18 protein-coding genes are annotated in these 17168 nt (G+C 62.4%); 9 read left to right on the forward strand and 9 right to left on the reverse strand.

The features are described 5' to 3' along the window. Window positions 1-27 precede the first annotated feature (27 nt). Entirely contained in the window at window positions 28-924 is an 897-nt protein-coding gene (locus tag ASD32_RS28090; protein ID WP_060641316.1) for a branched-chain amino acid ABC transporter permease, read from the reverse strand. A 66-nt stretch (window positions 925-990) separates the two neighbouring features. Between ASD32_RS28090 and ASD32_RS28095 the strand changes: the two genes are divergently transcribed. Together ASD32_RS28095 and ASD32_RS28100 are read left to right on the forward strand one after the other, a co-directional pair. Beyond that, on the forward strand, window positions 991-1545 hold the full coding sequence (locus ASD32_RS28095; RefSeq protein WP_060641317.1) for a CGNR zinc finger domain-containing protein: 555 nt from the start codon (window positions 991-993) through the stop codon (window positions 1543-1545). After that, on the forward strand, window positions 1542-2051 hold the full coding sequence (locus tag ASD32_RS28100; protein WP_060641318.1) for a hypothetical protein: 510 nt from the start codon (window positions 1542-1544) through the stop codon (window positions 2049-2051). The genes ASD32_RS28095 and ASD32_RS28100 overlap by 4 nt, the downstream gene beginning before the upstream one ends. A 105-nt stretch (window positions 2052-2156) precedes the next feature. Here ASD32_RS28100 and ndk read toward each other — a convergent pair whose 3' ends face one another. Then, window positions 2157-2579: a nucleoside-diphosphate kinase gene (ndk, locus tag ASD32_RS28105; RefSeq protein WP_037108924.1), complete on the reverse strand. Its 423-nt coding sequence runs from the start codon at window positions 2577-2579 to the stop codon at window positions 2157-2159. Window positions 2580-2680: 101 nt separating this feature from the next. Beyond that, complete coding sequence (locus ASD32_RS28110; protein WP_060641319.1) at window positions 2681-3370, reverse strand: glutathione S-transferase family protein; 690 nt, start codon at window positions 3368-3370, stop codon at window positions 2681-2683. 143 nt (window positions 3371-3513) lie between these two features. Here ASD32_RS28110 and ASD32_RS28115 point away from each other — a divergent pair, with 143 nt between their 5' ends. Together ASD32_RS28115 and ASD32_RS28120 are read left to right on the forward strand one after the other, a co-directional pair. Beyond that, a complete protein-coding gene (locus ASD32_RS28115; protein ID WP_060641320.1) occupies window positions 3514-4029 on the forward strand; it encodes a DinB family protein in 516 nt (171 codons plus the stop codon). Between the two features lie 117 nt (window positions 4030-4146). Beyond that, complete coding sequence (locus ASD32_RS28120) at window positions 4147-4368, forward strand: hypothetical protein (protein ID WP_060641321.1); 222 nt, start codon at window positions 4147-4149, stop codon at window positions 4366-4368. A 9-nt stretch (window positions 4369-4377) separates the two neighbouring features. Here ASD32_RS28120 and ASD32_RS28125 read toward each other — a convergent pair whose 3' ends face one another. Then, entirely contained in the window at window positions 4378-5556 is a 1179-nt protein-coding gene (locus tag ASD32_RS28125) for a low temperature requirement protein A (RefSeq protein WP_060641322.1), read from the reverse strand. Between the two features lie 260 nt (window positions 5557-5816). Here ASD32_RS28125 and ASD32_RS28130 point away from each other — a divergent pair, with 260 nt between their 5' ends. Both ASD32_RS28130 and ASD32_RS28135 read left to right on the forward strand, forming a co-directional pair. Continuing rightward, entirely contained in the window at window positions 5817-6896 is a 1080-nt protein-coding gene (locus ASD32_RS28130) for a GGDEF domain-containing protein (RefSeq protein WP_060641323.1), read from the forward strand. Window positions 6897-6954: 58 nt separating this feature from the next. Then, the gene (locus ASD32_RS28135; protein WP_060641324.1) at window positions 6955-8844 is read left to right on the forward strand and encodes an ABC-F family ATP-binding cassette domain-containing protein; all 1890 of its coding nucleotides are present in this window, start codon (window positions 6955-6957) and stop codon (window positions 8842-8844) included. 81 nt (window positions 8845-8925) lie between these two features. Here the strand turns inward: ASD32_RS28135 and ASD32_RS28140 are convergent, their stop codons facing one another. Continuing rightward, window positions 8926-10125: an MFS transporter gene (locus tag ASD32_RS28140; RefSeq protein ID WP_210171122.1), complete on the reverse strand. Its 1200-nt coding sequence runs from the start codon at window positions 10123-10125 to the stop codon at window positions 8926-8928. A 126-nt stretch (window positions 10126-10251) separates the two neighbouring features. Here ASD32_RS28140 and gcvA point away from each other — a divergent pair, with 126 nt between their 5' ends. Then, window positions 10252-11178 (forward strand): transcriptional regulator GcvA, encoded by a 927-nt coding sequence (gene gcvA / locus ASD32_RS28145; RefSeq protein ID WP_060641326.1) that lies wholly within the window; start codon window positions 10252-10254, stop codon window positions 11176-11178. Here gcvA and ASD32_RS28150 read toward each other — a convergent pair whose 3' ends face one another. Both ASD32_RS28150 and ASD32_RS28155 read right to left on the reverse strand, forming a co-directional pair. Continuing rightward, window positions 11179-12081: an EamA family transporter gene (locus ASD32_RS28150; protein ID WP_060641327.1), complete on the reverse strand. Its 903-nt coding sequence runs from the start codon at window positions 12079-12081 to the stop codon at window positions 11179-11181. Between the two features lie 117 nt (window positions 12082-12198). Beyond that, window positions 12199-13062, reverse strand: coding sequence for a DMT family transporter (locus tag ASD32_RS28155; RefSeq protein WP_060641328.1), 864 nt, complete (start codon window positions 13060-13062; stop codon window positions 12199-12201). 82 nt (window positions 13063-13144) lie between these two features. On the opposite strand from ASD32_RS28155, the gene ASD32_RS28160 reads away from it, so the two are divergent. Further along, window positions 13145-14593, forward strand: coding sequence for a PLP-dependent aminotransferase family protein (locus ASD32_RS28160; protein ID WP_060641329.1), 1449 nt, complete (start codon window positions 13145-13147; stop codon window positions 14591-14593). On the opposite strand, the gene ASD32_RS28165 is transcribed toward ASD32_RS28160, so the two are convergent. Next, entirely contained in the window at window positions 14590-15432 is an 843-nt protein-coding gene (locus tag ASD32_RS28165) for a GNAT family N-acetyltransferase (RefSeq protein ID WP_060641330.1), read from the reverse strand. The two genes, ASD32_RS28160 and ASD32_RS28165, sit on opposite strands and share 4 nt — an antisense overlap. A gap of 176 nt (window positions 15433-15608) precedes the next feature. Between ASD32_RS28165 and ASD32_RS28170 the strand changes: the two genes are divergently transcribed. Further along, a complete protein-coding gene (locus ASD32_RS28170) occupies window positions 15609-16535 on the forward strand; it encodes a Gfo/Idh/MocA family oxidoreductase (protein ID WP_060641331.1) in 927 nt (308 codons plus the stop codon). A gap of 178 nt (window positions 16536-16713) precedes the next feature. Here ASD32_RS28170 and ASD32_RS28175 read toward each other — a convergent pair whose 3' ends face one another. Next, the gene (locus tag ASD32_RS28175) at window positions 16714-17163 is read right to left on the reverse strand and encodes a DNA polymerase III subunit chi (protein ID WP_060641332.1); all 450 of its coding nucleotides are present in this window, start codon (window positions 17161-17163) and stop codon (window positions 16714-16716) included. Window positions 17164-17168 lie beyond the last annotated feature (5 nt).

Genomic DNA, 17168 nt, shown 5'->3' on the forward strand with positions numbered 1-17168 from the left:
GGTCGAAGGCTTGATCAGGCGGACAAGTCAGGGCTGAAACTGCTCCCTGCGTGTCAGCACGAGCAGCAGAACCAGGAACGAGAAGATGGCAAAGTCCCGCCACAGCATCGGTCCATAGGCGCTCCAGAGCGTTTCGCTCAGCCCCATCGCTGCCGCCCCCACAGCCGCCAGAACCGGCGCCGTCTGGCCGCCGATCGCCGCGATGAACAGGACCTTGACGCCAAAGACGATGCCTGCGCCAAAATCCATCGTGCCGTAATAGGCGGTCGCGAGAATGCCCGCGATAGCGGCCAGCAATGCAGACAACCCGTAGGCCGCGATAAAGACACGGCGGCCATCGACGCCGCAAAGAGCCGCCGCCCCCGCATCGTCTGACACGGCCCGCCAGGCGCGGCCCCAGGCCGAGCGCGCAAGAAACAGATGCGCCCCTGCGACAAGGGCCAGCATCAGGCCCGTGTTCAAAAGCTGCACCACCGTCAGCGTCACCGGAAAATGCGGATCCGCAAAGAGCGTCACCGGCGCGTTGAGGAATGGCGGCAGCCAGAGGCTGCGCGTCTGCGCCGCGATCCGCGACAGTTCCATCAGCACCAGCGCGATGGCAAGCGAGACCACCACCACGGTGTTGGCCGAGGTCGCCGCCAGCCTGTGCATGATCGAACGGCCGATCAACAGCCCGGCACCCAGCGTATAGACCAGCGCCGACACCGCCCCGACCGCAAGCGCGGCTGGAAGCACCAGCCACAGCCGGTTCCAGGCGAAATCGGAAAACAGCAGAAAGATCTGCCCGGCAAAACCAAACAGCGCACCATAGGTGAGATCCGCCCGGCGGGTGACGGAAAAGGCGATGGAATAGCCGAAAGCCAGCAGCGCATAAAGGGCTGCGATAGGCAGGGCGCTGGCAAGCTGCTGCAGAAAATAGGCCATGACATACCCGCTGATGACAAATGCATTATAACTGGTAAAATGCGTTTTACCAGTTAGGATATCACTATGACCTTTGCCTGGACCCAGCACCGTTTTTCGGGCGGTGCGCTTGCTCTCGATGTCGCCAATTCGGTGATCCTGCGCTTCGACACGGAGCGGCGGATCGACCGCTATGCCGATCCCGTTGCACTGGACAGCTTTGCCGCAGCCGCCAACCGCTTTTCCGCAGAAAAACATCTGTTCGGGACGCTGGAGCCCGTGACGCCGGAAAACCACGCTGCATTTCTGGATTTGCGCGAGGCAACCGACCGGCATTTTCGTGCGACTGTTCTGGGCACCCCCACCGGCGACGGCCTGGCCGACCTGCTCGATGCGGCTTCCGTGATCATCCGCAGGCACAAGGCTTCAACCGCCCCGCTCGATGCCGCGACGGCGCGCTCTGCGCTGATGCTTGCGGCATCGGGCGAGCCGGAGCGGCTGAAAATCTGCCCCAATTGCCAATGGCTGTTTCTCGACCGCAGCCGCAACCGCAGCCGCACCTGGTGCGACATGACGGTCTGCGGCAACCGCGCCAAGGCCAGCCGCCACTACCAGCGCCAGAAGAAGGAGTTGATCGCATGAGAGCCAAGCCCCTTGCCGCTGCGCTCCTCGCGGTAAGTACCGCACTTTCCGCTTGCCAGCGCGAAACGGGACCGGACCCGCTCGAACTCACCGGCAAGATGTTCGTATTCAACTACCGCCTCGCCTATGCCACCTATATGATCACGCTGACCAAGACACAGCTGGTGCCGGATGGCAGCACGGTTGCCGTCACATTCGAAGACCCCTCCGGCGGCCCGCCGCTCACGCTCGACCGAAAGCTATTTCCAAAGCTGGACAAGGTTGTCCTCGAAAGCCCGGACGTCACCTGCGTGAAAAAGCAGAAACCCTATGCGGTGACGATCGACGTCAAAGGCCCCGACGGCACCATCCTGCAGACGCTGAAGACCTCGGTCATTTCCAATCTCGACCAGGACATCATGCCGGCGCAAGCGCTGGTGGTCGGCCCTGCCTATGACAAGAACCCGGATGTCTTCAAAGCCGGCAAGGCGCCGGAGCATTTCGAGACGGCGAAGTGCCCGGGATGAATGTGCCCGACATCAAAAGCCGCAACGCGAAAAAGCCGGAGCGTTTCCGCCCCGGCTTTTCTTCATTCTTTCAAGTCCTTCGGGCCGAAACCCTCAAGCGTTGATTCAGCCGACGATTTCGGTGTCGGAGAACCAGTACTTGATTTCCTGGGCAGCGGTTTCCGGAGCATCGGAACCGTGAACCGAATTTTCGCCGATCGACAGGGCGTGGGTTTTGCGGATCGTGCCTTCGTCGGCATTGGCCGGGTTGGTCGCGCCCATGATTTCGCGGTTCTTCAGGATGGCACCTTCGCCTTCCAGAACCTGGACGATGGTCGGGCCGGAGGTCATGCCTTCAACCAGTTCGCCGAAGAAAGGACGTTCCTTGTGAACGGCGTAGAAGCCTTCGGCTTCGCGCGTGCTCATCCAGACGCGCTTGGACGCGACGACGCGCAGGCCTGCGTCTTCGAGCATCTTGGTGATGGCGCCCGTCAGGTTCCGCTTGGTTGCGTCCGGCTTGATCATCGAAAATGTGCGTTCAATCGCCATTGTCTCAATTCCCTTTGCTTACATAAATCGGGGGTTTTTCCGCGAAATTTGCGGTTCAATAGCCGCCAATTCCGTGCAAAACAAGGGGGAGACGTCAAGTTTCACGCCGCTGTCACGGAGCGCCCGGCACCATCATGAAGATCGAGGCACCGCTCGAACCAGTCGCGGACCGGATCGCCCGGCTCCAGAATCCGCTTTGGCGAGACGACGCGCGCCCATTGCAGCGGACCAAAGACGATATAGTCGGAAAATAGCGGCGTTTCGCCGCCGATGAACGGCTGCCTCTTCAGCGTGGTGCGCAGCGGCTCCAGCCTGGCGGCGAAGGTTTTTTGCTCCTCGATCCCGGTTTGCGCGACCGCCTCAAGGCTCATCCCGAAGCGGTGTTCGCGCGACGTGCGGAAAAACGCCTGATCGACCGGTGCCAGGCTGTCGTGGATATCCATCAGGATGATCCGCGCCAGCGCCAGGTGCAATGTCAGCTGCGACCAGCTTTCGATGAACCGCGCCATGGCCTGGCCGCCCTCGCCGCCAAACAGCGACGGCTTATCCGGATAGGTCTTTTCCAGATAGAGCGCGATATCGAAACTATCACGGATAAGAATATCGCCGTCGCGTAGCACCGGTACCAGCGCCGTCGCGCCGTTTTCAATCGCCGGTATTTCGGTAAACCCGACCGCCCTGGTATCGTAGTCCAGCCCCTTGTGGGCGAGCGACAGCGTCGTCTTCCAGACATGCGGCGAAAACGGCCGGCTCCTGTCGGCGCCACAGAGGGCATAGAGTGTGCGGTTCATCGGGTTCCTCGTCTTTCCGTATTGCCGTAGACCTATTCGAAACCAGCGGTCACGAACAATCAAATCAGTAAATTTCATGGATCCCATCAACCACAGCGGCGCAATTGCGCGCTAGGTTTGCAAGGACTGAAAGGAATTTTGCCATGCTCGATCACTACCGGATGTTTGCCGATTACAATCGCTGGGCCAACCGCCACGTCTATGACGCCGCCGGCGATCTTAGCGATGCGCATTACCGCGAGAACAAGGGCGCCTTCTTCGGCTCGCTGCATGCGACGCTCAACCACATCCTGGCCGCAGACCGGATCTGGATGAAGCGCTTCACCGGCACCGGCGATGCGCCCTCAAGGCTCGACACGATCCTGTTCGACACGTTTACCGGCCTCTCGGCCGCCCGCGCCGAAGAAGACGAGCGCATCGCCGCGTGGATCGCCGGCCTTAGCGAAGACGATCTTGCCGGCCGCTTCACCTATACGCCGGTCAGCAATCCCCTGCCCGTCACCCAGCGCCTCGCGCCAACTCTCACCCACGTCTTCAACCACCAGACCCATCATCGCGGCCAGTGCCATATGACGCTGACGGCGCTCGGGGCGCAGAGCCTCGCTCTCGACATGAGCTATTTCCTGCGCGCGCCGGAATACCGGCATTATGCGGATTGAGTAAACGCTGGAAATCATTTGTTTCTTAGCGGCATGTCACATCCCCGTCACAAGCTTTGAGCAAGACAGCCGCGTCATAATCCCCGCATATTTTAGGATGTGGAGCAGGACGACATTATGGAATGGTATCCCATTGAAGCGCTTGAGGCCGGCAAGCTTGCGGTCCTGCATTTTGAAAACCAGGACGAGCAGCGCTGGGTCGGCTATATCCATGGCGACGGCATCTGCCATTGGCCGGAAAATGTGTCGGGACGCCGCCCCGACGGCTGGCAGGATCTGTCCGCCCTGTTCTCAAGCCTGCCCGACAGCGCAAAGCAGATCGTCTCGGCCTCGTTTTGACGCCTCTGCTTAAGCGGCCGCGTCTTTTCCCGGCCGCAAAGCCCAATATTCCCAGAGAGCAACCACGAACAGAACCGCAGTGGCGGTGATCTGGATGACGTAATTGCTGGCGAACGGCACGAGCACTGCGGTTGCGGCCAGCAGCACAAGCCCCGCCAGATGCGAAACCGGAATTTTGCGGGCGACCGCCATCTTCACCCAGACATTGCCGGCCAGAAACAGGACCGGCCCGCCGATCATCGCCAGCGCGTTTTTCAGCGAGCTATCCTCCTGCGCATGCGACAGGCTGAAATCCTCGCCGACCGCCGTCAGGATGATACCCGCGATGATCGGCAGATGGCCGTAGGTAAACAGGTTATGCGCCACGCTTTCCGGCTGCGAGGTATTTTCCGCCTTGTCGGCAGCATCCTCCTGTCCGTGATGGAAATAGATCCACCACATGAAGCCGGTGGAGAGGAAGGCGGCGCAGAACACGGCGAAGGTCGTGTTCGAATTCATATGATCGGCGGCATTCTTGCCGGTGGTCAAAATGGTTTCGCCAAGGCAGATGATCACGAACAGCGCGCAGCGCTCGGCCATGTGCTCGCCGGAAACATCCAGCGTTTCCGGCGGCGATTTTCCAAGCCCCGGTACGGCATAGCGCAGTGCGGGCGAGGCATAGTCGATGACGAGCGCCAGGCTCCACAGGGCGAGCCGGCCCTCCAGCTCCATCATCGCGCCGGCCAGCCAGAAGACGGCGGATGCCAGCGACCACAGCGTGATGCGCACGAAGGTCATGAAGGAGGCGTCGTCAACGCCGCGATAGGCATAGAGCGTGAACAGCGAGCGGCCGACCTGCATGGCGCAGTAGATCAGGGCAAACATCAGCCCGTGTTCGCCAAAGGCTTCCGGCAGCGCCAGCGCCAGAAGCACGCCGCCGAACATCATGCAGAACAGCATCAGCCGGACGGCTTCCTTGCCGGTGTGGAGCAGGTTGGTGACCCAGGTCGTGTTGATCCAGACCCACCAGATCGCCAGCACCAGAAGTGCCGATTCGAACGCCGCCGTCGGTCCGAAATCGGAGGCGAGCGTATGCGACAGCTGTACGAGCGCAAAGACGAAGACCAGGTCGAAGAACAGCTCGGGAAAGCTGGCGCTGGTCTGATCGGGCTCTTCGGTGCGCAGCCAGTTGCCGCGCTCACCCGGCATGATGGACACCGTTTGCACGGCTTTTGCCGCTATGTTTTGCCAGGCCGTCTCTGCGCATGATGTTTCCCCGCTCCTTTTTGCTGTCATATAGGGCGCGGGCGGCGGCGGGCAACGGTGCTGATGACGCGCGATCCATGCCGAAAAGCGCGCCGGATGTGCCCATTTTGAAGTCTTGTCTTTGACGGTCTTTTAATCCCGATGCTGTATCAGCTTTCTCTTGCAACCACCGCATATCAGGCGGTTTTGTGAGGGAATGCGCAATGACGGACAAGCCCCAGCACGACGGCAATCAGGCCCAGAATGCCGCGATCCTGCTCAAGGTCGCCCAGACCATGGCCAAGCTTGGCGTTGCCGCCTTCCCGCGCAATTACGAGCTGTTCTACGAGGCGCTTTCGGGCAACAATCCGCCGCTGACACGCGCGGTTGCAGCGCTTGGCGCCCATCCGCTGCAAAACCAGATCGAACAGATCGGCATCACATATCACCTCTCAGGTTTTGCTGCGGTCGAAGCCGACGCCATCCGCGCCGATACCGCCCGCGCGATCTGCGCCATCAGCCATGCGCTGACGGACAGCATCGCCAAGAAGGACGTCTTTGCCGCGATGCTGCGCGGTTTCATATCACGCCTGGAAACCGATCCGGTCGCCGGCATGTCCGATTTCGCCGATGAGGCGGCGCGCCTGCGCGATGCGGTTGCGGTGTTCGAGCGTGAGGAGAAGGCTTTTGCTGTTGTGATGACCGAAACCGTGACGCAACTCGGCGGAATCGACAGCCAGATCGAGACGATGCGCAAGGCGGCGACCCGCGACCCCGTCACCGGCCTGCCCAACCGTATCGCCTTTTCCGCCAAGCTCACCGCACTTTATGACGACGGCAAGGCGACAGGGCCGGCGGCGCTGGCGCTCGTCACCGTCGAGGGCCTGCGCGAGATGGGCGAACGCCATGGCGCCGCAACCGTCGAAAAAGCGCTGAAGAAGCTTGCGCCGGAATTCCGCAAATCCGTGAAGAAAAACGATTTCGTCGCCCGTATCGGCACCGACGAGTTCGCCTTCATCTTCCATGATGTCTCCGCTGACAATGCCGAGGCGATCGCGCAGCGGATCTGCACGTCGGTGGAACGCGTGCAGGTTGCGCTGCCGAACCGGGCGTTCAAGACGCAGACCCTCTCGCTCTCCACCGGCATCGCCATGGCCTTTACCGCGTCCGGCGGCGTCGATCTGTTCACCCAGGCCGAGCTCGCGCTGCGGGCCGTGCACAGCGGCGGCAAGCCGGGAACCCTGGTGTTTTCCGCTGCAATCGGCGGCCGGACGAAAAAAACCTACGCTCCGCACGCCGCCTGACCCTGCTGCAGCGCGGCAAAGCCTTGCCTTCTCGCCTGAGTTCGGCCAAAACGCGGCCATGATCACGCTCAATAATCTTTCGGCCCGCATCGTCGGACGCCTTCTCATCGACCAGGCCAGTGTCGCGCTGCCGGCCGGCATCAAAGCTGGCCTCGTCGGCAAGAATGGCGCCGGCAAATCGACCCTGTTCAAAATCATCACCGGCGACATGGAAGCCGAGACCGGTTCGGTGTCGATCCCGAAGAATGCCCGCATCGGCCAGGTGGCGCAGGAAGCCCCCGGCACCGAGGAGCCGCTGATCGAGATCGTGCTGAAAGCCGACAAGGAGCGCGAGGCGCTTCTGGCCGAAGCCGAGACCGCCACCGACCCGCACCGGATCGCCGATATTCACATGCGGCTTGCCGATATCCAGGCGCATTCGGCCGAATCGCGCGCCGCCAGCATTCTCGCCGGCCTCGGCTTCGATGCCGCCGCGCAGTTGCGCCCGGCCTCGTCCTTTTCCGGCGGCTGGCGCATGCGCGTGGCGCTGGCGGCGGTGCTGTTTTCCGAGCCGGATCTGCTGCTTCTCGACGAGCCGACCAACTATCTCGACCTGGAAGGCACGCTCTGGCTTGAGGATTATATCAGCAAATATGCGCACACGGTCATCATCATCAGCCATGACCGCGACCTCCTGAACACCGCCGTCAACGCCATCATCCATCTCGACCAGCAGAAGCTGACCTTCTATCGCGGCTCCTACGACCAGTTCGAGCGCCAGCGCGCCGAGGCGATGGAATTGCAGACCAAGGCCAAGGTGAAGAACGATGCGGCGCGCAAGCATCTGCAGGCCTTCATCGACCGCTTCAAGGCCAAGGCTTCCAAGGCAAGGCAGGCGCAAAGCCGCGTCAAAGCACTCGAGCGCATGGGCACGGTTTCGGCCGTCATCGAAGATCACGTCCAGGGCTTCAAGTTCCCCGATCCGGAGAAGGAAGCCGCCTCGCCGATCATCGCATTGGAACACGGCACCGTCGGCTATACGCCGGGCAAGCCGATCCTGCAGCATCTGTCGCTGCGCATCGATACCGATGACCGGATCGCGCTGCTCGGCTCGAACGGCAACGGCAAGTCCACCTTTGCCAAGCTGATCTCCGGCCGCCTGCCCGCCACCGGCGGCTCGGTCCAGACGGCGCCGGGCCTCAAGATCGGCTTCTTTGCCCAGCACCAGCTCGACGACCTGATCCCCGAACATGATGCCGTCGAGCATGTGCGCCAGCGCATGCCCGGTGCCACCGAAGGCAAGGTGCGCGCCCGCGTCGCCCAGATGGGCCTTGCGACCGCCAAGATGAGCACGCCGGCAAAAGACCTCTCCGGCGGCGAAAAGGCCCGTCTGCTGATGGGCCTTGCCGCCTTCGATGCGCCGAACCTTCTGATCCTCGACGAACCGACCAACCATCTGGATATTGACAGCCGCAACGCGCTGATCCAGGCGCTGAACGAATATACCGGCGCCGTCATCCTGATCTCGCATGACCGCCACCTGATCGAGGCGACCGCCGACCGGCTGTGGCTGGTCAAGGACGGCACCGTTTCCAACTATGACGGCGACCTTGAGGATTACCGCTCCACCATCGTCCAGAGCTCCAAGGGCAAGGGCGGCAAGGCCAAGGGCAATGGCGGCGAGGAGCAACTGAGCAAGGCCGAGCAGCGCAAGGCCAATGCCGACAAGCGCGCCACCTTCGCGCCCTTGAAGAAAAAGATCAACGATGTCGAATCCTTGACGGCAAAACTGAACAAACAGATTCAAGCCCTCGACAAGGAACTCGAAGACCAGGACCTCTACGACAAGTTCCCCGACAAGGCCGCAGCCAAGGTCAAGGAACGCGCCGAAACCGTCGCCAAACTCGCCAAGGCCGAGGAACACTGGATGGAACTGTCCAGCCAGTACGAAGAGGCGATGGCGAGCTGATTGATATCGGCAGCTGTATTGACCGGAGATGACCGGTCAATGCAGGCTCCGGTGCTCGTGCAAATTCGCATTGCCACGACCTTAAGATATTTGCGCCGCTCCGCCCGCCGCGTCGTCCGTGTTGAACAGGCGGCGCGGGAAGAGTGGGATCGTCAGCACCGGCAGCACCGCGACGATGTAGAAGACGGACAGGAGGTCGATCCGCCCGGAGAATGATCCGACCAGGATCGGCCCGGCGATGGTCGCAAGAGACAGGACTGTAAACACAGCCCCCGTCCCGGCCGACGGCCGGTCGCGGAACAGCGAGATGCCCCAGACCAGAAACCCGTTGCCAGGCGCAATCGACGAGATGCCAAACAGGATGGCCGAGAGCAGGATGACCGTCTGGTTGCCGGGGGCTGCGGCCAGCATGGCATAGGAGAGACCGCAGAGCGGCATGCTGAGCGCCAGCAGCCCGCGCACGCCGAACCGCGTCACGGCCTTGCCCGTAAACATGGCGAGCAGGCCGGCCAGGCCGAGAAGCACCCAGAACAGCCGGTCCGCCGGAAACGCCACGCCCCCGGTGGACAGGATCAGATCGACGGCGAAGGTCAGATAGGTGCTGAGCAGCAATCCGTAGACAAACAGCGACAGATAGAGCGGGACGCAGTCTGTCCGCAGAAACAGCGCCGGTCGCAGCTTCAGCTTAGGCTGGGCGCGCAGCTCTGTAATCCGGTGATCCGGAAGCAGCCAGGCGTGCCAGAGCGTGACGGCCAGGCCGATACCGGCCATGGCGATCCAGACCTGTTGCCAGGACGTCTGCAGCCAATAGGCCGAAAGGCCGGTGAGGATGAGGCCGGGCGCGGCACCGGCGTTGACGGCAGCAATCGCCCGCGCCTTCCAGCGCCCGGACAACCAGGCTTCGATGGCCTCGAACATCGCGGGAGAGAGAATACCGCCGCCGACGCCTGCAAGGATGATGCCTCCGGCTGCGAGGCCTATGTTGGTTGCCAGCCCGGTGATGAGGAGCCCGCAGGTGGTAATGAGGCCCGCTGCCACGATCAAAGTTTTCGGCCGGAAATAGATGGCGCTCGCCGAGGCAACGATGGTGGCCAACAGATAGACCGCCGTGTTGAAGCTGGCGATCAGCGACAGCTGGAAGGTGCTGAGATCGAACGCCTGCCGGATCGATGGCAGAAACAGCCCATAGGCATAGCGCCCCATGCCATAGGTAACGCTGACCATGGCGACGCAGGCGACTGTAAACACCATGGAAAAGCCATCAGAGCCGCGCGCCTGCATTTCGCCACCGAACAAATAAAATTTGAAATGATATTTCATCGAACCCGCGAGCTATCGGGCATTGCATCAGGCTGCGGAAGCAAATAATTCTAGTGCCATCTGTGAGTTTTATTTGAAGCTTGGCCCATGACCCGACATATTCCCGGTACCCGTTCCCTCCAGGTGCTTGAGGCTGCCGGGCGCCATTGCAATTTCACCCGTGCTGCTGCGGAACTGGGCCTGACACCGGCCGCAATCAGTCACCAGATCAAGGAGCTTGAGGCTCAGTTCGGCGTCACGCTGTTCGAGCGCAAGGGGCGCGGGTTGCATCTCACGCCGTCCGGGGAAATCCTGCAGGAGGCGGCGGCCGAAGCGCTGGCAGCGCTGCGTCAGGCCGTCATCCGCGCCAGAAGGAGCCAGGGCCAGCAGAAGATTCGATTGGATGTCACCGCGCCAACCTCGTTTGCAGCTAAATGGCTGGTTCCGCGTCTCGACCGGTTCTCGGCGAAAGAACCGAACGCCGATGTCCGGCTCAACGTCACCTGCGACGTGCAGGACTTCGACCGGGATGACGTTGATGTCGCCATCCGTTTCGGCCCCGGACATTATCCCGGCCTGTCTGCGGAACGGTTGTTCGGGCATGTCATCTATCCGGTCTGCAGCCCGACGGTGCTTCAGGGCGCGCGGCCACTTGCCACGCCGCAGGATCTTTTACGGCATACGTTGATTCAACAATCCTGGAGCGGGCAAGGCGTTGTCTGGCCGGACTGGCACATGTGGATGCTGGCGGCCGGAATCGAGGGTTTCGAACCGAAGCCGGGGCTTCACTATACGGACACGCATCTTGCCATTCAGGCTGCGATCGACGGGCAAGGCATTGCGCTTGGCGACGAGGCGCTGGTGGCTGACGATCTTACTGCCGGGCGGCTTGTCCGGCCGTTTGCCCTGTCGATCGGCGGCCCGCCGGACTTTGCCTATTTCGTCGTCTTTCCGCCCGGCACGATGCAAAATCCGCTGGCTGCGCGTTTTATTGGCTGGCTGCATAGCGAGGCGCAGACGCTAGCGATCGTCTGATCAGGCGGCGGCCCGCTTGCGCGCCGGGATCGTCATGGCCGCGACGCCGGTGATGACGCAGGCGAGGCCGATGAGGGCCGTGCTGCTGATGGTTTCACCGAGAAAGAGGACGCCGATCGCCACGCCGATGGGGACGCGCAGATAGGCCTGCGCCGTCGTGCCGACCGAGCCCAGCGTGTGTACCAGCCGGAAATAGATGACGAAGGCGAGTGCCGTCGAAAAGACCGAGAGACTGAGCAAGGCGAGGATCGAGCCTGTAGACGGCGCCAATGTCCATGGCCGGTCGATGATGAGGCTGAGCGGTATCAGGATGATGGCGCCGCAGATCAGCGAGCCTGCGGCTGGCATCATCGGATCGAGCGACTTGAAGCCACGGCCGAAGATGGCGGCGCCTGCATAGCAGATCGTCGCTGCCACGATCGCAAGCTGGGCCGGCAGCTGCTCGCCGGCGCCGTGCAGCGCCTCCAGGCCGACCACGAGCGTAATCCCCGCAATTCCGGCGGCGACGCCGAAGAGCTTGCGTCCCGTCACGGGTTCATGGCGCGTCAACAGCGCTGTCAGCAGAAAGGCAAAGATCGGGGTGGTCGAATTGAGGATGGCAGCCAGCCCCGCATCCACGGTTTTTTCCGCCCAGGCGATCAGCGTGAAGGGGATGGCGCTGTTCAGACAGGCTTGAACCAGGAACCTGCCCCAGACCGCCTTGTCCTTCGGCAGGGACAGCCCGCGAAAGCGCAGGACCACCAGCAGGAGCAGGCCGGCGATCAGGGTGCGGGTGGCAATCAGCGTGATCGGCGCGATGGTCTCCACGCCGATCTTGATGAAGGTGTAGGAGGCGCCCCAGAGCGTTGCGAGCGCCAGAAGCAGCGCCAGTTCTTTTTTCAGGTTTATCGGGTCCGGTGTCATGATCGACTCGCATCAGGGATTGCCATAGTCCATTCTGCTATAGCGAGCTAACCGCCGATATGCTTCGATGAAGACCGAAGTGTCGATACTCTCTTGGGGAAAATCTCCGCCGCCGGTCTAGCGGGCAAATTTTCGCGCAGCCGCGACGCAGAGGATGACGGCGAGCGTGACCACCAGCATCATCGGGCTTACCGGTTCATGCAAAAGGGTTGCTGCCAGCGCAAGGCCAAAGAACGGTTGCAGCAGTTGCAACTGCCCGACGGCGGCGATGCCGCCCTGCACGAGGCCGCGATACCAGAAGATGAAGCCGATCAGCATGCTGAACAGCGAGACATAGGCAAGGCCGAGCCAGGCCGGCAGCGCCACATCGGAGAAAGCCTGCGGCCTGAAGCCGACCGACAGGGCAATCATCACCGGCAATGAGATGACGAGCGCCCAGGAGATCACCTGCCAGCCGCCCAGCGTGCGCGACAGCCTTGCCCCTTCGGCATAGCCGAGGCCGCAGACGATGATCGCCGCCAGCATCAGCCCGTCGCCGAGCGGCGACGACGCGCCGCCTTGCATCAGGGCGAAGCCTGCCACCAGCGCGCTGCCGAGCGCCGAAAACAGCCAGAATGCCGGCTTTGGCCGCTCGCCGCCGCGCAGCACGCCGAAGATCGCCGTCGAGAGCGGAAGCAGGCCGATGAAGACGATGGAATGGGCAGAGGTGACGTGCTGCAGCGCCAGCGCCGTCAACAGCGGAAAGCCCACCACCACGCCGAGCGCCACCACCACGAGTGAGACGATATCGGCGCGCGAGGGGCGCTTCTGGCGGAAGGCGAGCAGCAGGCACAGCGCCAAAAGGCCGGCAATCGCTGCGCGCGCCACCGTCAGGAAGACCGGGTCGAGCTGCATGACCGCGACGCGGGTGGCCGGCAGCGAGCCGCTGAAGATCACCACGCCGATCAATCCGTTGATCCATCCGCTCGCCATCCGGTCCATGTCATGCTCCTTCGTTGCACCCTTATCGGCGGGAGCGGCTGGCAAAACCAGCGACAATCATGTACAGTTTGGCAAAACTGTTATGGTATCGGATCACATACAGATGCTCGACGATGTAAAGAATGGCACCCGGATCGCCGCCGTCATCGCCGCGATCCGGCAGCGCATTGCCGGCCGCAGCCTGACCGCAGGCGACAAGCTGCCATCGATCCGGGCTTTGGCACGCAGCCTGCAGCTGTCCACCTCCACCGTGGTCGAAGCCTATGACCGCCTGGCCGCCGAGGGCGTGATCCAGGCGCGTGCGGGCTCTGGCTTCTACGTGGCAAGCCAGGCGGCACCGCTTGCCCTGTCGGAAATCGGCCCAAAGCTGGACCGGGCGGTCGATCCTTTCTGGGTCTCGCGGCAGTCGCTGGAAGCGGCGAACGCCGATCTGAAGCCTGGATGCGGCTGGCTGCCGCCCTCCTGGCTTCCGGACGACGGCATGCGCCGCGCCTTGCGGACGTTATCGCGCACCGAGGGCGCGTCGCTTGCCGACTACGGCACGCCGCTCGGCCTGCCGCCGTTGCGCCAACTTATCGCGCGCCGGATGAGCGAGCACGGCATCGACGCATCGCCGGACCAGATCATGCTGACCGAATCGGGCACGCAGGCGCTCGATCTCCTGTGCCGGTTTCTGCTCGAGCCCGGCGATACCGTTCTGGTGGACGACCCCTGCTACTTCAATTTTCATGCGCTGCTGCGCGCACACCGCGCCCATATCGTCAGCGTTGCCTATACGCCGAGCGGCCCGGATATCGAGCAGTTCGCCAAGGTCTTGAGCGAGCACAAGCCGCGGCTCTACATCACCAATTCCGCCATCCACAACCCGACCGGGGCGGTGCTCTCCCCGGTGACGGCGCACCGGGTGCTGAAACTGGCCGAACAGGCGGGGCTGACCATCATCGAGGACGATATCTTCGCCGATTTCGAACATGCCGCTGCCCCAAGGCTTGCCGCCTTCGACGGCCTTGAGCGCGTCATCCATATCGGCAGCTTCTCCAAGACCCTGTCGGCTTCGGCGCGCTGCGGCTTCATTGCGGCCCGGCCCGACTGGATCGAGGGGCTGACCGACCTGAAGATCGCCACCACATTCGGCGGCGGCCGTCTGACGGCTGAACTGGTGCTCAACGTGCTGCGCGACGGCAGTTACCGCAAACATATGGAAGGGCTGCGCCTGCGGCTTTCGCGCGCCATGACCGATGTCAACGCCCGGCTGAAAAACCTCGGGCTCGAATCCTGGATCGAACCGCAGGCCGGGATGTTCTTATGGGCAAGGCTGCCGGACGGGCTCGATTCGGCTGAGATCGCCCGGCAAGCGCTCATGGACAATATCGTGCTTGCCCCCGGCAACGTCTTCAGCCTGTCGCAATCGGCAGCCGGTTTCCTGCGGTTCAATGTCTCGCAATCCCAGGACAACCGCATCTTCGAGGTCCTGCGCAAGGCGATGGCCCGCAAGCCCGACATGGCCGCAGCAATACAGCGAATTGCCTAGCCCAGTTCGAAGGTCGTGATCCCGTATATCTGGCCAATCGGCAATTCCGGCGCCGGGCCGCGATACATCCGCGCCGTTTCAAACACGGGTTTCAGATTATAGCGGTCGCAGAGCGCGCGGGCTGCCGCGTTCGGCTCGGGAATATCGAGAAAGACCTGGCCGCCGCCAACGCTGGTCACCAGTTTGCGGAAGATCAGGTCGGCATTCGTTTCGCTGTCGGCAAAGAGCGGCCCGACCTTGTGGCCTTCGCGGCAGGCGCGGATGGTGCCGTAGCCCAGGATTTCGGAATTGCGCAGCAGGGCGAAACTTTCGCGGCTGTCCATGGCTTTCAGCCATTCCCGCAGAAACGCGTCGCGGCGCGCCGGATTGAACCTTGCATCATAGTCGGCCAGCATCGGCACCAGGACCGGCGAGACCGAGACCAGTTCGGTGCCGGGCGGCTCGGTGCATTGCACCTCGCCGCCATAGCGAAAATTGGCATGGGCATAGACGAAGCCGGATTTGCGGTACGTGTCCTGCTGCGCCACCACGCCATCCAGCCCGACCGTCCGGCTGCCAGCTTCCACAAGCGCCCTTTGCCACAGCGCCAGACCGATCCCCTGCCCGCGAAAATCCGGATGAACCATGTAGAACCCGAGAAACGCATAGGTCTCGTCATAGCGCACCAGCGACAGGGCAGCCGCCATGATGCCGTCTTCCTCGGCAACCCAATAGCCGTCCGGATCCGCCGCCCAGAAGGCCGGCGCATCGTCGAGACCGGGGTTCCAGCCCTCCCTGGCCGCCCAGTCGATCAGGACATCGAGATCGGCGCGGCTGGCTTTTCGGATGATCGGGGGCATGGAGACTCCTGTTTGACAATGCAGACTACCCAAATAGCGCAGCTTGGCTATTGTCCACCACCCGCAATGACGATTGTCGGCCGTTCGCCGTTGACAGCCATCGACAGCCGCTTGCCCGCAATCGACTTTCTGCTACAAAAGCCCTCCATAAAAGTCATACAAATCGAGCGAAGCACATGAGCCCCATCCATATCTCGATCGTCGGCGTCGGCAAGATCGTCCGCGACCAGCATCTTCCTTCCATCGCCAAGAATGCGGATTACAAGCTGATCGCCGCCGCCAGCCGTCACGGCGTCGTCGATGGCATCGACAATTTCAAGTCGATCGAGGCGATGCTGGAAGCGGTCCCGGAAATCGATGCGGTCTCGCTCTGCATGCCGCCGCAGTTCCGCTATGCCGCCGCCCGCACGGCGCTCGAAGCCGGCAAGCATGTCTTTCTGGAAAAGCCGCCGGGCGCGACGCTGAGCGAAGTCGCAGATCTTCAGGCGCTGGCCGATCAGAAGGGCCTGTCGCTGTTTGCCAGCTGGCATTCACGCTATGCGCCTGCCGTCGAAGCGGCAAAGGCGTTCCTTGCCTCGACGACGATCAACGATGTGAAGGTGATCTGGAAGGAAGACGTGCGCCACTGGCATCCGAACCAGGACTGGATCTGGGCTGCCGGCGGCCTCGGCGTCTTCGATCCCGGCATCAATGCCCTGTCGATCGTCACGCATATCCTGCCCAACCCGCTGTTCATCACCGCAGCGACGCTGGAATTCCCGGAAAACCGCGACGCGCCGATTGCCGCCTCGATCGTGTTTACCGATGCCAACAACCTGCCTGTCTCGGCCGAATTCGACTGGCGCCAGACGGGCCACCAGAGCTGGGACATCGTCGCTGAAACCGATGCCGGCATGATGGTTCTGGCCGAAGGCGGCGCCAAGCTCTCGATCGATGGCAAGCTGGTGCATGACGAACCGGAACAGGAATACCCGGCGCTCTACGCGCGCTTTGCCGATATCATCAAGGCCAAGACATCCGACGTCGATCTGGCGCCGCTGCGGCATGTGGCAGACGCTTTCATGCTCGGACGGCGCAAGTTCGTGGATGCGTTCTTCGATTGAGCCTGTCGATGCGACATTGAAGGCCGCGCATGTTTTCGTGCGCGGCCTTTTTTTGCCGCTTACAAATCTTGAATAAGTTTGTCGGCAAGAGCGATAATCCACTCTCCGTCATCTTCGCTTCGAATTGAACCCGACGACTCATTGCGGGTGACCGACGACTCGACGCTTTTAGGAGGCTCTACGCCTTCTTCACCCAGCGCCCGTCCTGGTTCTGCTGCCAGTAGGTCAGCGCATGCCCCTCGCCCTTCAGCACCTTCCAGTGCGCCCGCGCGCCTTCCAGCTGGGCCTGGTCGTAGCCATCGAACATGAACACCACACGCTCGTAATCACCAACCGGCGGCGGCGTCGCGCCGTCGATGATGAAGCGGACGGTGGCGTTGTTGCCGTTATCGCCGCCTGCGGTCAAAAGGATCGGCTGGTCGGCGGAAAATTCCGTGGCGTCCGTGCCGTGCGGCAGGAAACTGTCGTCGCGATAGGTCCACAGATGCGTGTCGAGCATGTCGCGGCGCTCGTCCCCCGCCGTCTGCACGGCGACGCGCCAGCCACGCTCGACACAACGGTCGAGTAAGGGCGGCAGCGCGTCTTCGAGCTTGGATTCCGTCAGGTGGTAGAACAGGATTTCGGTCACGTTGC

The sequence above is a fragment of the Rhizobium sp. Root483D2 genome (assembly GCF_001426685.1).
Taxonomy (GTDB): domain Bacteria; phylum Pseudomonadota; class Alphaproteobacteria; order Rhizobiales; family Rhizobiaceae; genus Pararhizobium; species Pararhizobium qamdonense.